This window comes from Pseudidiomarina sp. (assembly GCF_048268165.1).
Classification (GTDB): domain Bacteria; phylum Pseudomonadota; class Gammaproteobacteria; order Enterobacterales; family Alteromonadaceae; genus Pseudidiomarina.
Map to the genome: position 1 here is coordinate 138,083 of NZ_JBLWWA010000001.1, position 14,199 is coordinate 152,281.

Genomic DNA, 14,199 nt, shown 5'->3' on the forward strand with positions numbered 1-14,199 from the left:
ATCTGCTAATGTCGAACGGACAGTAAAACACTGGATGTTTCTTCAACTGGTAGCGAACTCACAACGATTATAAATGCGCCTAAAACACATTAAATTGGTCGGTTTCAAATCGTTTGTCGACCCAACCAAAGTGCCATTCCCACACCAAATGACGTGTGTTGTTGGGCCGAACGGTTGTGGTAAGTCGAACGTCATAGATGCGGTACGCTGGGTTCTTGGTGAGAGCTCGGCGAAAAACCTTCGTGGCGATGCCATGACCGATGTCATTTTTAATGGTTCAAACTCGCGCAAGCCAGTTTCACAGGCCAGTGTTGAATTGGTTTTTGATAATTCTTCCGGCCGTATTCAGGGGGAATACGCCAATTACGCTGAAATTTCGGTTAAACGACTCGTTACGCGTGATGGCCGCTCCGACTACTTCCTTAATAATAGCAAATGCAGACGTCGGGATATCACCGATTTATTCCTAGGTACCGGGCTTGGGCCGCGTAGTTATGCCATTATTGAACAAGGCATGATTTCGCGACTTATTGAGTCTAAACCGCAAGAGCTGCGTGTTTTTCTTGAAGAAGCTGCTGGCATCTCAAAATATAAAGAGCGTCGCCGCGAAACTGAAAACCGCATGCAACATACCCGTGACAATCTTGACCGATTGAATGATGTGCGCGACGAATTAGGTACGCAGCTGGATAAGTTGCAACGCCAGGCGTCAGCCGCCCGCCGTTATAAAGAACTTAAAGCCCAGGAGCGCAAGTTCAAAGCCGAACTTCAAGCCTTGCGCTGGCTTGCACAAGAGCAACAGGCCGAGAGTATTCGAACCACAATTCGCGAATATGAAACAGAGCTTGAACGGTGGCTGGCTGAGCAACGTGGCAGTGAGCGCGGTACCATTGAGTTGCGTGAATTGGCTGAAGAAACCAAGCAGAAGCTTGATCAGGTGCAGCAGCTTTATTATCAATTGGGTAATGACATCACGCGTACCGAGCATGAGCTGCAGTCGCACCGCCAGCAGCAACAGCAACGTGAGCAACGCCAAGGTCAGCTGCAGGCAGAACTGGCTCAGCATGAACAAACATTGGCGGCCGATGATGAGCAACGGCAAGAACTTGAAGCACAGCGGCAACAGCTTCTGCCCGAACAAGAAATTGCGGAACTTGCTTTAGACGAAGCAACTGCACGGTTTGAAGCAGACGAAGCAGCTTGGTTGCAGTGGCAGGATGATTATCAACGCCATTTAGACGTACAGCAACGTCAGCGTGAACAGTTGCAGCAAGTGCAACTGAAACAGCAGCGCATTGAGCATCAACAGCAACGCGTTCAGGACGATTTGCAGCGCACCGCCATTGAGCTAGACGAGATTAAGCAGCAACAAAATGAGCTGGTCAATACCGATTTACAACAACAAGTTGAACAATTGAAGTCGCAGCGCGAGCGATTGCAGCATGAAATAACGTTAATAGAACAGGGGTTAGCAGCATCCCAATCGAAATTAAGTAACGTGCAACAGCAGCGCGAGACCTTGCAAATGGAACAGCAACGTCTAATTGGGCGTCAAAGTTCATTGGAGCACTTACTCGAAGCTGCCCAAGCCAAAGACTGGCCTCAGGCTGTAAAGGCTTGGCTTGATCAGCAAGGTATTGAAACATTGGGGCAAGTTCGTGATCTACTTCAGGTTGAGCGAAGCTGGCAATATGCCGCCGAGCAGGTTGCCAGCAATTGGATGGACGCATGGGTTCTTGCGAGCCAGCCGAAGGACTGGCCGCAACAACTCGGTGCGCAGTTGGTTGTGCTTGCCAGTAAGGCGCCCCCGGAGCGCAGTTTAGCGCGTTTTGTTGAAGGGCCGTTGCAACAATGGCCGGTGTTGCAGCAGCTTGAATGCATTGATGACAAGCTGCATGCTGCAAACCTAACTGAAGCAAATATGGCGCAGATTTCTGCAGCCGGACAGTTATGGACTGCAGAAGGTTATCAAGCCGCGAGCATTGATCCCGGCGATAGCCAATTGGCGCAGCAACATGAGTTAGCACAAACGCAGGAAGCGCTTCGGCAGTTAGAGGTAAAACTGGCCGAATTAGTTGCTGAGCAAGACCAGTTAAAGCAAGCAATTTCTGAGCAGCAACTCAATCGTGACGCAGTGCGTGAACAATTGAGTGATATTCAAGCACAGCATGCCAGCCTCACCGACAAACTTTCATGGCACCAGCAGCAACGTGAAAAATTAACAGAAAAGCAGAATGCTATTGCGTTGCAGAGAACTGAATGGCAAGAGCAATTAGAGCGGTTACAGCTAGAAAGCGAAACATTGCATGCTCAAGCCGAAACCATTGAGTTGCAGCAAACCGGTGAAGATGAAATTGAATGGCAACAACGCCGCACGGCGCTGCAAACGTCACGACAACACGCACGCGAATCAATGAACTCAGCACAGAATCAAGTGCAACAACTTACGATGCAGCTTCAGCAAATAGAATCGCAATTGACGCACCATCAAACGCTGGTCAGTCGCGTACAACAGCAACGTCAGCAAGCGCTAGAGCAGTTAGCTCTGCTGGATGCACCTGATAGTGATGCTCAGGAAGAGCTCGAGGTGCTTGCGTTGCAGCTGGAGGAACTTATTCAAAGTCGTGAGCAAGTGGACGAAGAGCGCCGGGAATGGGCCAATAAATTAAGCGAGCAAGAAGCACAGATTCGTGAGATAAGTTCAGGTTCCCAAGGTGTTCAGGGGCAAATTGAAAAAGTAAGAGCAAAACTTCAAAGTAGTCAGATGGAGCTCGCTGCACTGCAGGAACGCACGCGCAACGTGTTAGCGGTATTGCAAGAAATGCAGCAACCGCTGAAACCAGTGCTTGAACAACTCTCTGAAGATGCGAATGAAAAAGCTTGGCAAGCTGAGCTGGAACGTTTACAAAATGCAATACAACGCCTTGGCGCGATAAATCTTGCAGCAATTGATGAAGCAGAAACGTTAGCGGAGCGGAAGCAGTATTTGGATCAGCAAAATGAAGACCTCTCGGCCTCATTAGAAACGCTTGAAAGCGCGATACGTAAAATTGACAAAGAAACACGGCAGCGTTTTAGAGCAACCTACGATGCCGTGAATGCCGGGTTACAGGAGCTGTTTCCTAAGGTGTTTGGTGGCGGCAGTGCATATTTAGATCTTACCGATGATGATTTGCTGGAAACTGGTGTAACCATTATGGCTCGCCCGCCAGGTAAGAAAAACAGCACAATTCATCTGCTTTCGGGTGGTGAAAAAGCTTTAACGGCTTTATCATTAGTGTTTGCAATCTTTCGTTTGAATCCGGCACCATTTTGTTTACTTGATGAAGTGGATGCGCCATTGGATGATGCTAACGTTGGACGTTTTTGCCGCTTGGTTGAAGAAATGTCGGTCACGGTGCAATTTATTTACATTAGTCACAACAAAGTGGCTATGGAAATGGCATCGCACTTGGCTGGGGTGACCATGCAGGAGGCTGGGGTGTCGAGACTGGTCGCGGTTGATATCGATGAAGCAGTGGCGCTCACAGAAGCGTCCTAAAAATAATAACGAATTAGCAAGTGAGTAGCATGTTATGAGTACGATGCAGATTGTTTTTAGTATCATCGGGTTAGTGCTAATCGCCGCGATTGTGGGTCACGGTGTTTGGACCATTCGCCGCAACGAAAGGCTCCAGCGCGAACGTGTCGAGGCTATCGAGAAAAAGCGTCGGCAGGCGAGTTCGAATGGCTTCGATGATGATGGTGTAGGCACTGTGCGGGTGGTTAAACGAACCTCGTCGCAACAGGTCGCGCCAGAGACTACACCAGCAGGTTCAGATGAATCCGAGCAGAGACAGCAACCAGCGCCCCCAATTCGTGCAACTGCCGATGATTCTGATATCGAAATACCGGAAATGAAAGTCGAGGCAGCAGAAGCTCCCGAGCGCAAGCCTGCGCCTCGGAAGACGGTTGCAGCTGCCGCATCAAAAACAGTAGAGGAACCGTTGCAACCTGCGCAACAAAGTATGGATCTTCCGCTTGAACGCAGTGACGACGAGCCGATTCTTAATGAAGAACCCGAAGAAGTTATCGTATTGCATGTAACGGGTGACATACAGGGTGCCGTGTTGTTGCAGCAAATGACTGAGCTTGGCTTTAAATTCGGTGACTTTGATATTTTCCATCGCCACGTTGATACGGCCGGTAATGGCTCCGTGCTGTTTAGTCTTGCCAACATGTTTAATCCGGGCAGCTTTAACATCGATACTATCGAAACCTTCCAAACAGATGGTGTTGCATTGTTTTTGGCACTACCAATTAAAAGCAACTCATTGCAAGCCTTTACGATGATGCACAATGCGGCCGTTAAGCTCGCCAATGCAATTGGGCGCGGGCAGGTGCTTGATGAGCACCGAAACCCATTGACGCGGCAAGCCGTTCAGCATATCCACCAGCGCATCCGCGAATTTGAGCGTAAACGCCTAATAAAACATACCTAATCCTATGACCAAAGATTTATTTAATGATCAACCCGCATTGCAACCCAAAGCAGCGTTGCGGGTTGCAGAATTGCGCGAGTTATTGACCCGATACAATCGCGAATATTATGAACTCGATCAACCGTCCGTGCCTGATGCAGAGTATGATCGATTGTTTCGTGAACTAGCGGAGCTCGAGCATGCTCATCCTGAGTTGAAAAGTGATGACTCGCCAACGCAAAAGGTCGGTGGTCAGGCGCTTGATGCGTTTACACAAGTTACCCATGAAACCCCCATGCTAAGCCTTGATAACGCTTTTGCCGAGACGGAGTTTGATGCGTTTGTGCATCGTGTCACAGAGCGTCTTGATAGTGCATCTGATATTGCGTTTTGTTGTGAACCAAAGCTTGATGGCGCGGCAGTTAGTATATTATATGAAGACGGTTCATTGGTGCGTGCGGCCACTCGTGGCGACGGACAAACCGGTGAGGATATTACCGCAAATGTTCGTACTATTCGCAATGTACCGTTGCAACTTTCGGGCAACTTTCCGCGCCGGTTAGAAGTGCGTGGTGAAGTGTTTATGCCAACCCATGCTTTTGAGCAATACAATGAGCGTGCGTTAGCAGCAGGCGAGAAGGTTTTTGCAAACCCGCGTAATGCAGCGGCGGGTAGTTTACGACAGCTCGACTCACATATTACGGCAAAACGACCGTTGCACTTTTACGCTTATAGTATGGGTGTGGTGAGCGATGATTGTGATTTGGCAGTGACACATTTTGATCGCTTACAGCAGCTAACTACCTGGGGTTTACCAATTAGCAATGAAGTAAAAGTGGTAAGCAAGCCAACCGACTGTAAAGCCTATTATGACGACATATTGAATCGCAGAAACAGCCTGCGTTACGAAATTGACGGCATTGTGTTAAAAGTTAATTCAATTGCGCAGCAGGATGATCTTGGCTTCGTGTCGCGCGCACCAAGGTGGGCTATCGCTTGGAAGTTTCCCGCTCAAGAAGAGCTAACCATTATTCGCGGCGTTGATTTTCAAGTTGGCAGAACTGGCGCAATCACGCCGGTAGCGCGACTAGAGCCCGTTGCAGTCGGCGGCGTGGTGGTGTCCAACGCGACACTGCATAATGCTGATGAAATTGAACGGTTAGACATTCGAATTGGCGATACAGTTATTGTTCGCCGAGCGGGAGATGTTATTCCTCAAGTAGTACAAGTCGTTCATGAACGTCGGTCAGAGCACAACCAGAAGATTGAATTCCCGCAAAGATGCCCAATTTGCGATTCTCATATTGAACGCGTTGAAGGTGAGGCTGTAGCTCGCTGCACAGGGGGACTTATTTGCGCCGCGCAGCGTCGCGAAGCAATCAAACATTTTGCTTCACGCAAAGCCATGGATATCGATGGGCTAGGTGACAAGCTTATTGAGCAACTGGTTGAGCGTGAATGGATTAAGTCGCCTGCTGATTTGTACCGATTGCGTTCGCGTGAACTGGCTCACTTGCCTCGAATGGGTGAGAAGTCAGCCGAAAAAATCATTGCTGCAATTGCCGTAAGTAAAAAGACTACGTTACCGCGCTTCCTATTTGGCCTCGGTATTCGTGAAGTGGGTGAGGCAACTGCGGCCAATCTAGCGGCTCATTTTGGTGACTTGTCGGCAATTGCTGGCGCCACTATGGACGAACTTGTGCAAGTCAGTGACGTTGGTGAGATTGTTGCCAACCATATTTTTCAATTTTTCCGTGAGCCCCATAACCAACAAGTTATCGACCAACTGATTGAACTGGGAATTACATGGCCTGCGGTTGAGAAGCTGGCGGCCAGCGAGGCAACACTGGCTGGTAATACCTATGTATTGACCGGAACATTGAGCCAAATGACACGAGATGATGCAAAACAGGCTTTGCAGGCGCGCGGAGCCAAAGTATCAGGAAGTGTGTCGGCAAAAACGACTGCAGTGATTGCTGGTGACAATGCGGGCTCAAAACTCGCGAAAGCAGAGCAACTGGGTGTGCCGGTATTGAGCGAGGCCGAATTGCTCGACCTGCTCAATTGATGAATTGGCTTACGACTGCGTATTCAACCGGGTTACATCAACATAGAGCTTGAGTTGTTGGCCCGGTTGTAAATAGTTCTGACGGCTTATTTGGTTCCACTTTTCAATGTCGGTTATGGTTACACTAAACCGCGACGCAATAAGCGCTAGGGAGTCGCCAGAGCGTACTTTGTAATTGAGGCTACGCACAACGCCCGAAGGCTTCTCTGATTGCGGCAGCCAAACCACGAGTGTCTTGCCGGGACGTAATGGGTCAGTCGGTGCCATGCCATTCCAGCTCGCTAGACTACGCAGGTTGACGTTATATTCACGACTGATATCCCACAGCGTATCCCCACGAACTACATCATGTTCAACCTTATATGCACCGCGCGATTGCGATTGTTTAGAGACCAAACGTTGTTCAGCCGATAGATTGTAATCATCCAGATCTCGGGTTGCTACCGGAACCAAGAGAAAATCGCCCGTACGAATAATGTGCCCATTGATATTGTTGGCGCGCTGTATGGCTGTCGCCGTTGTGTGATACTGCTTAGCAATAACCAACAAACTTTCACCAGACTTCACCTTGTGGCGCGTCCATTGAACCAGCTCTTTGCTGTCTGCGGTTTCAAGCCAAGCTTGGAGCTTTTCGGCATGCTCTATCGGTAACAACAAACGGTGCGGACCAACAGGATCTGTTGCCCATCGGTTATATGCAGAATTAAAGTGATGCAGGGTGTCCAGATCAAGCTCGGCCATTTCTGCCGCTTTGGCCAAATCGATCTGGCTGTGTGCATTAACAACCGCTAAATACGGTTTGTTTTCGATAGGTAACCAATGTTTTGCGTAGTCTTCACGATTTTTTAAAATATCAGCTAAGGCAAGTAATTTCGGTACATAAGCGCGGGTTTCACGGGGTAGGTCGAGTGACCAGAAGTCGGTTGGTTTACCAGCTCGCTTGTTCTTTCGAATGGCGTTTGCAACCCGACCCTCGCCTGAGTTGTATGCGGCTAACGCATGCAACCAATCGCCATCAAAACGTTTTTGCAATGCATCCAAATAATCGAGCGCAGCATGTGTTGCCGCGTAAACATCACGGCGGCCGTCATACCACCAATTTATTTCAAGACCATAATGGCGCGCTGTTCCGGGAATAAACTGCCATACGCCAGCAGCACGGCCATGAGAGTACGCAAAAGGGTCAAACGCACTTTCTACAATCGGTAACAATGCCAACTCAAGTGGCATGCCACGCCGCTCAATTTCGTCAACAATCAAGTACATGAAAGGTTGGGCACGGGTGGCAACACGCTCCATGTAGCGGGGATTTTTCATGTACCAATTGCGTTGACTTACTAAACGAGGCAGCTCGGGTGCTTTAAAGGTTAGCTGACGACGAATGCGCTGCCACAGATCAGCTTCCTGCTGAGGTGTAATCTCAGTGACAGCAACTTCTTCTTCAATCTGCGACTCGGCGTCGGTTGGTTCGCTCGCAACTTCTTCCGGTTCAGCGACTGGATTTTCGGGCACGGTGATAACCGCAACTTCGGAATCTGCTGGCGCGTCGCTCCAGGGTGTTAAAGAACAGCCGGTAATCAGACTGGTTGAGATTGCTAATGCTAACCATTTTTTCATGTACGTTATTCCAAAACTCGAAAGTGCTTGCAGTTTACGGGATTAAAATTGGTCTTTCCACTGCCGTAACTTCGCAAATTGCTCAGTGGAGATGGCCCGTAAAAATGGATTTATTTGTTTTTCTAACCCTATAGTACTTGGTAAGGTTTTCAGCCCATGAGCTCTTAGTTGCTTAACCTGTTCACTGTATTGACTTATAGCTGCATTATTTGGTTCTGCGGTTAACGCAAACTCTATATTTGCAGCTGTGTACTCATGAGCACAATAGACGTTGGTATTGTCAGGGAGTTCAGCTAAGCACTGTAAAGAATTGTGAAATTGCTCTGGAGTGCCTTCAAACATGCGGCCACAACCGGCTGAGAATAATGTATCACCAACAAATGCGTGACCATGTGTGTAAAAACAAATGTGGTCAAGTGTATGTCCCGGCGTTTCGAACACGGTGAATTCACGTTCACCGCCAATTGGTGTAAAGCGTTCAAGGTGCCCTAGCCGGTGTGTAACGCCTTTAATATCGCTGCCGCGTGGGCCATAGACAGGAACAGGATAATCTTTCAGTAATGGCAGTAAGCCGTTAGTATGGTCCCAATGATGGTGGGTGATAAAAAATGCTGAAATTTTTACGTCATGTTGACGCAGCCATTCACGCACGGGCTGGTCGTCACCTGGGTCAACAATGATGGCATCGCTACCCTTGTACATTTGGATAGCCCAAATATAGTTATCATCAAATGCAGGAATTGCTGAAATATGCATGAAATCACCAGTTTGCTTTTAAGTACGATTCATAACACCTTTATAGGTGCTGATTATAAAGGGGGCAAGCGATGATGTTAACGCCTGCGCGTCGAGAAAGCGCGAATGATGGCCCAACAAGCTGGCAACAGCTGCCTCATGGCATCTGGATGCAACAGCAATTGAGCCATGTTTTCGCGCCCTACAGTGCAAAAATATTTGGTTATTATTTAGCTCGCGTTGGGCACTTGGCGAAAGAGTTAGAGTTACCTGAATTGCGGGTACGCCATCAATTTTCGGCAGCCCAACATGGTGAGAGTAACATTCTTGCTGAGCTTGAGTACTGGCCATTTGCAGAGAATGCTCTTGATGCTGTGGTGATGATTGGGCAGCTCGAGTTTGAACGCGATCCGCATCAAGTGCTTAGGGAAATGAGCCGCAGCCTTATTGCGGACGGCTATCTACTTATTGCTGGGTTCAACCCTTATAGCCCGTCGGTAGTAACGGGTTGCTGGCCCGGAAACACAAAGCAACCGCCATGGAGTGGTCGCTATTTTAGTAAAGCCCGCATTACCGACTGGTTGTCGCTGCTTAATTTTGAGATTATGGATGCAGGGTACGTTGCACCCACACTTTTGATAGCAAGAACTACCCGCGCTGATTTTGGGTTGGCGGGCATTACACGGTTTATCCCACAACTTAATAGCATGTATTACATTGTTGCGAGAAAAAGGGAGTTTCCACTAACTGTAATGCGTGTAAAGAAGCGAATGAAACCGCAGATGAATGGTCTACCTATTGCGAATCGCGTAAAGTAACTCATGTGTTGAACTGAAAAATAGGAGTTGTTGATGTTAAGTTCACAAGAATTGTGTGCGCAAGCACGAAGTAATGTTAGTGAAGTTGATGTGCATGAATTGCAGCAAAAAATTGCCGAAGGTGCACGGGTTATTGATGTACGCGAGCCAGGCGAATTCGCCGCAGGGCACATTCGCCAAGCCGTCAACATGCCGCGTGGTGTGTTAGAAATGCAGATTAATCAACACCCAGCTGTAGCTGGCTATGACGATGCGCTGCAGCGTATTGCTGCAGAGCCACTTTATTTGATTTGCCGCTCCGGAGGGCGCTCAGCGTTAGCGGCAGAGTCATTGGCACGCATGGGGTTTGATAAGGCGAAAGTTATTTCTGTTGTTGGCGGAATGCAGGCTTGGGAAGAAGCTAAGTATCCGCAAGTTGCTGGCGAATAATTAAGTTTCTGGATTAAAGCCTGTATCCTCAAGTAAGTCGTTTCCGCTTGCGGCGATACGGGCTAATTCATCGCAACGCTCATTTTGCGGATGTCCGTCATGACCTCTGACCCAATCCCAACGTATCGTGTGCCGCTTCGTGGCGTCATCGAGTGCTTGCCAGAGATCGGCGTTTTTAACCGGCTTTCGATTGGCTGTACGCCATCCGTTTTTTTTCCAATTATGTATCCAGCTTTGTATACCTTGGCGTAAATACTGACTATCTGTGGTAACTACCACATCACACCCACGCGTTAAAGCCTCTAAACCTTTAATCGCTGCAAGCATTTCCATACGGTTATTTGTGGTTAATTGGTAGCCTTGGGCTAACTCTTTATGATGCTTCCCATACTCAATCACGACACCATAGCCGCCAGGCCCAGGATTACCAAGGCAAGAGCCGTCGGTATAGATGTGTACTTGCTTCATAGTTGATACTCGTTGTTCGTTAATCGTTATTAGTTATTCGTTGAAGGACGGCCAGTCTAGCAGAAATTTTCTTTTGAAGGCTATTCGATTGCGGAGCTTGTCGTTGTCGGCAAAAACAGACACACTAATACGATTAACGATTAACGATTAACGATTAACGATTAACGATTAACGATTAACGAGCAACCAACATGCGGCAAATAATATTAGATACCGAAACGACAGGCCTCGACCCAGCTCAAGGTCACCGAATCATTGAAATCGGTGCGCTTGAGGTTATCGGACGTAAGCCAACAGGCCGTACCTTCCATGCTTACATCAATCCACAGCGGGTTGTTGAACAAGAAGCAATCGAAGTGCATGGAATTACAAATGAGTTTTTGGAAGATAAGCCGGTTTTTTCGCAAATAGCCGCTGAATTTCTTGATTTCATCAACGGCGCCGAACTAGTCATTCATAACGCCGCGTTCGATGTTGGCTTTATGGATCACGAGTTTGCATTGTTACGTGACGGCACCGGTAAAACCACCGATTACTGTACTGTGTTAGACACCCTGATGCTGGCGCGAGAAATGCGACCCGGCCAGAAGAATAACTTGGATGCGTTATGTCGCGCCTATGGAATCGATAACTCGAACCGAACCTTTCACGGCGCATTATTAGACGCCGAGTTGCTTGCCGATGTATACCTGATGATGACCGGTGGGCAAACCAAACTCGAGCTGGCTGCAAATTTGAAAGGAAGTCAGGGTGAACAGTCCACAGGGTGGACTCGAGTTGAGCAAAAAGTTGCGCTTAAAATTGTTCGGGCAACACAGGATGAAGAGCAAGCACATTGCGATCGGATAAAGATAATCGATAACGCGCTCTGGTCTTAGAGTATCGAGTTTTGAGCCGTTTTGCTTGTTTTTCATGCAAACGATTCAAAAGTTGAAAAAAAAGGTTGACGATAGTAGCACGCGCTCGTAATATTCGCTCCGCATTCAGGGGGACCCATCCGGGAAACTCAGAATCAGGAAAGCGGAGCGGTAGTTCAGTTGGTTAGAATACCGGCCTGTCACGCCGGGGGTCGCGGGTTCGAGTCCCGTCCGCTCCGCCACTTTCCTGAAATGTAGGTTTTATACCGCTGCGGAGCGGTAGTTCAGTTGGTTAGAATACCGGCCTGTCACGCCGGGGGTCGCGGGTTCGAGTCCCGTCCGCTCCGCCATCTCTTAAGTAATAAACTCCCTCATATCAAATCCTTCAACGCCCGTATTCTCAAATTAATGACCTGAAAAAATATATCCTTGCGCAAGATTTAGCCGAACTGCAGCAAACTTGGGGCAAATTGTTACAATTGTGCCATGAACGGCTCTTGAGCCGAACTTCCTTGAAGAGTACATTAGTAAGGTTAAATTCACACAAGGGAGAATAACTATGCGCAAGAGCCTTATCGCTGTTGCTATTGGCGCGGCACTGACGGTCGCAGCCTGTTCTGATAAAGACGCAACTCAGCAAGTCAATGAAACTGCTCAAACCGAGCAAGCTCAAAACTCAGCATTTAATCAAAGCAATCCTTTCTACGCCGAAAGCACACTGCCTTACAATGCGCCAGATTTCACTCAAATCAAATTTGAGCATTACATGCCAGCATTTGAAGCAGGTATGGAAGAGCACGCGAAAGAAATTGAAGCAATCGCAAGCAACCCAGAAGCTCCAACATTTGAGAATACCATTGTAGCCATGGAGCGCGCAGGTGCATTGCTAAGCCGTGTTGCATCAGTTTTCTATAACGTAGCTGGTTCAAATGGTAATGACGATACCCGCGCCTTACAGGGTGAGTTAGCACCAAAAATGGCCGCGCATAGCGATAATATCTCGTTGAACCCTGAGCTATTTGCTCGTGTGAAAGCGGTATATGACAACCGTGAAGGTCTTGACGGCGAAGCACTCCGTTTGGTTGAAGATACCTACAAAGGTTTTGTTCGAGCTGGTGCCCAATTAAACGAAGAAGCGAAAGGCAAAATTCGTGAGATTAACTCCGAAGTTTCGTCTTTGACCACAGAGTTTCAGCGTAACCTGATGGCTTTGGCAAAAGAAAACATGATTGTTGTCGATGATAAAGCACAACTAGCTGGTTTGAGCGATGCTGAAATTCAGCAGCTTGCAGACGCAGCGACTTCAGCCGGCCATGATGGTAAATATGCAATTTCTATTACCAATACCACCCGTCAACCGATTCTTTCGTCACTGGAAAATCGTGAACTTCGCCAACGCGTTTGGGAAGCTTCTGCATACCGTGGCACAGGTAACACCGAAACCGACAACCGTCCTTTGGTGAAACGTTTAGCACAGTTGCGTGCCGAAAAAGCACAGTTGCTTGGCTATGACAGCTGGGGTGACTACGTGCTTGAGAACAGCATGGCTGGCAGCCCTGAAGCAGCACAAGACATGTTGCGCGACTTGGTTCCAGCAGTGGTCAGCAACGTTGAAGCCGAAAAAGCAGAAATCCAAGCCATGATTGACCGCGAAGGCGGTGATTTTGACGTGCAACCTTGGGATTGGGCGTATTACGCTGAGAAAGTTCGTGCCGAGAAATACGCGCTAGATTCTGAAGAAGTTAAAAAATACTTCGAATTTAATCGTGTTGTTGAAGATGGTGTGTTCTTCGCCATGAACCAATTGTTCGGTATCACTTTTGAACAACGTGATGATATTCCAACATATGCCGATAACATTCGCGTTTATGAAGTAAAAGATATCGACGGCGAAACGCTTGGTCTGTTTTACGGTGACTGGTTCACACGTGACGGAAAACGCGGTGGCGCTTGGATGAGCTCGTTTGTAAGCCAGTCTAACTTACTCGACAAAAAACCAGTGATTCTGAACAATCAAAACATCAAATTGGCCGCTGAAGGTCCAACCTTCCTGAGCTTTGATGAAGTAAGCACCATGTTCCATGAAATGGGCCATGGCTTGCACGGCATGTTCTCAGACGTAATGTACCCGTCACTTGCTGGTACATCAGTATCGCGCGACTATGTTGAGTTCCCGTCAACCTTCCAGGAAGACTGGATGCTGAATGAAAAAGTTTTAAATAACTTTGCGAAGCATTATGAAACTGGCGAAAAAATGCCAAAAGAATTATTGGATAAAGTGTTAGCGGCGAAGAACTTTAACATGGGTTATGACACGTTAGAGTATATAGCTTCAGCATTGCTTGATTTTGAGTATCATACCTTATCGCCAGAAGCTGCAGCCAGCATTGAAGATGTTGCGGCATTTGAAGCTGCTGCACTCGAGCGTAACGGTGTGGCTATTGACGCAGTTCCACCGCGTTACAAATCAACCTTCTTTGCACACGTATTTGCTGGCGGTTATTCAGCCGGTTATTACGCGTACATGTGGTCAGAAATTCTTGCTGCAGACGCGTTTAAATACATGCAAGAGCAGGGCGGTTTAACTTTAGAAAATGGTCAGAAATTCCGTGACACTATTTTGTCGAAAGGGAACAGCAAAGACCCAATGCAACAGTACATTGACTTCCGTGGCCAAGAGCCAACTGGCGAGGCATTACTCGAGCGTCGCGGTTTGACGACACCTAAAATCGATTAATACGTGATTA

The 14,199-nt window shown here is 48.0% G+C and carries 10 protein-coding genes and 2 tRNA genes; 9 read left to right on the forward strand and 3 right to left on the reverse strand.

Going from position 1 to position 14,199, the window contains the following annotated elements:
- Positions 1–73: 73 nt before the first annotated feature.
- Genes smc through ligA form a run of 3 tightly spaced genes read left to right on the forward strand, consistent with a single transcriptional unit; the run spans position 74 to position 6,528 of the window.
- Positions 74–3,541, forward strand: coding sequence for a chromosome segregation protein SMC (smc, locus tag ACN0UY_RS00680; protein ID WP_417664904.1), 3,468 nt, complete (start codon positions 74–76; stop codon positions 3,539–3,541).
- A gap of 34 nt (positions 3,542–3,575) precedes the next feature.
- The gene (gene zipA, locus ACN0UY_RS00685) at positions 3,576–4,481 is read left to right on the forward strand and encodes a cell division protein ZipA (protein ID WP_417664905.1); all 906 of its coding nucleotides are present in this window, start codon (positions 3,576–3,578) and stop codon (positions 4,479–4,481) included.
- A gap of 4 nt (positions 4,482–4,485) precedes the next feature.
- A complete protein-coding gene (ligA, locus tag ACN0UY_RS00690; RefSeq protein WP_417664906.1) occupies positions 4,486–6,528 on the forward strand; it encodes an NAD-dependent DNA ligase LigA in 2,043 nt (680 codons plus the stop codon).
- 9 nt (positions 6,529–6,537) lie between these two features.
- Here ligA and ACN0UY_RS00695 read toward each other — a convergent pair whose 3' ends face one another.
- Positions 6,538–8,145 (reverse strand): LysM peptidoglycan-binding domain-containing protein, encoded by a 1,608-nt coding sequence (locus ACN0UY_RS00695; RefSeq protein WP_417664907.1) that lies wholly within the window; start codon positions 8,143–8,145, stop codon positions 6,538–6,540.
- Positions 8,146–8,187: 42 nt separating this feature from the next.
- Positions 8,188–8,901 (reverse strand): hydroxyacylglutathione hydrolase, encoded by a 714-nt coding sequence (gene gloB / locus ACN0UY_RS00700; protein ID WP_417664908.1) that lies wholly within the window; start codon positions 8,899–8,901, stop codon positions 8,188–8,190.
- Positions 8,902–8,972: 71 nt separating this feature from the next.
- On the opposite strand from gloB, the gene ACN0UY_RS00705 reads away from it, so the two are divergent.
- Both ACN0UY_RS00705 and ACN0UY_RS00710 read left to right on the forward strand, forming a co-directional pair.
- Complete coding sequence (locus ACN0UY_RS00705; RefSeq protein ID WP_417664909.1) at positions 8,973–9,698, forward strand: methyltransferase domain-containing protein; 726 nt, start codon at positions 8,973–8,975, stop codon at positions 9,696–9,698.
- Between the two features lie 33 nt (positions 9,699–9,731).
- Positions 9,732–10,127 carry a rhodanese-like domain-containing protein gene (locus tag ACN0UY_RS00710; protein ID WP_128351966.1) on the forward strand — a complete coding sequence of 132 codons (396 nt, stop codon included), beginning with the start codon at positions 9,732–9,734 and terminating at the stop codon, positions 10,125–10,127.
- Here the strand turns inward: ACN0UY_RS00710 and rnhA are convergent, their stop codons facing one another.
- Entirely contained in the window at positions 10,128–10,595 is a 468-nt protein-coding gene (gene rnhA, locus ACN0UY_RS00715; RefSeq protein ID WP_417664910.1) for a ribonuclease HI, read from the reverse strand. It lies immediately after the preceding gene.
- A 191-nt stretch (positions 10,596–10,786) separates the two neighbouring features.
- On the opposite strand from rnhA, the gene dnaQ reads away from it, so the two are divergent.
- From dnaQ to ACN0UY_RS00735, 4 genes are all read left to right on the forward strand, one after another.
- Positions 10,787–11,473: a DNA polymerase III subunit epsilon gene (dnaQ, locus tag ACN0UY_RS00720; protein ID WP_417664911.1), complete on the forward strand. Its 687-nt coding sequence runs from the start codon at positions 10,787–10,789 to the stop codon at positions 11,471–11,473.
- 144 nt (positions 11,474–11,617) lie between these two features.
- Positions 11,618–11,694 (forward strand) — tRNA-Asp (locus ACN0UY_RS00725).
- A gap of 31 nt (positions 11,695–11,725) precedes the next feature.
- A tRNA-Asp gene (locus tag ACN0UY_RS00730) sits at positions 11,726–11,802 on the forward strand.
- A 209-nt stretch (positions 11,803–12,011) separates the two neighbouring features.
- Positions 12,012–14,189 (forward strand): M3 family metallopeptidase, encoded by a 2,178-nt coding sequence (locus tag ACN0UY_RS00735; protein ID WP_417664912.1) that lies wholly within the window; start codon positions 12,012–12,014, stop codon positions 14,187–14,189.
- The last annotated feature ends 10 nt before the right edge of the window (positions 14,190–14,199 follow it).

Coding starts and splice junctions, on each gene's coding strand:
- smc (WP_417664904.1), top strand. CDS start 74: ATGCGCCTAAAACACATTAAATTGGTCGGTTTCAAATCGTTTGTCGAC.
- zipA (WP_417664905.1), top strand. CDS start 3,576: ATGAGTACGATGCAGATTGTTTTTAGTATCATCGGGTTAGTGCTAATC.
- ligA (WP_417664906.1), top strand. CDS start 4,486: ATGACCAAAGATTTATTTAATGATCAACCCGCATTGCAACCCAAAGCA.
- ACN0UY_RS00695 (WP_417664907.1), bottom strand. CDS start 8,145: ATGAAAAAATGGTTAGCATTAGCAATCTCAACCAGTCTGATTACCGGC.
- gloB (WP_417664908.1), bottom strand. CDS start 8,901: ATGCATATTTCAGCAATTCCTGCATTTGATGATAACTATATTTGGGCT.
- ACN0UY_RS00705 (WP_417664909.1), top strand. CDS start 8,973: ATGATGTTAACGCCTGCGCGTCGAGAAAGCGCGAATGATGGCCCAACA.
- ACN0UY_RS00710 (WP_128351966.1), top strand. CDS start 9,732: ATGTTAAGTTCACAAGAATTGTGTGCGCAAGCACGAAGTAATGTTAGT.
- rnhA (WP_417664910.1), bottom strand. CDS start 10,595: ATGAAGCAAGTACACATCTATACCGACGGCTCTTGCCTTGGTAATCCT.
- dnaQ (WP_417664911.1), top strand. CDS start 10,787: ATGCGGCAAATAATATTAGATACCGAAACGACAGGCCTCGACCCAGCT.
- ACN0UY_RS00735 (WP_417664912.1), top strand. CDS start 12,012: ATGCGCAAGAGCCTTATCGCTGTTGCTATTGGCGCGGCACTGACGGTC.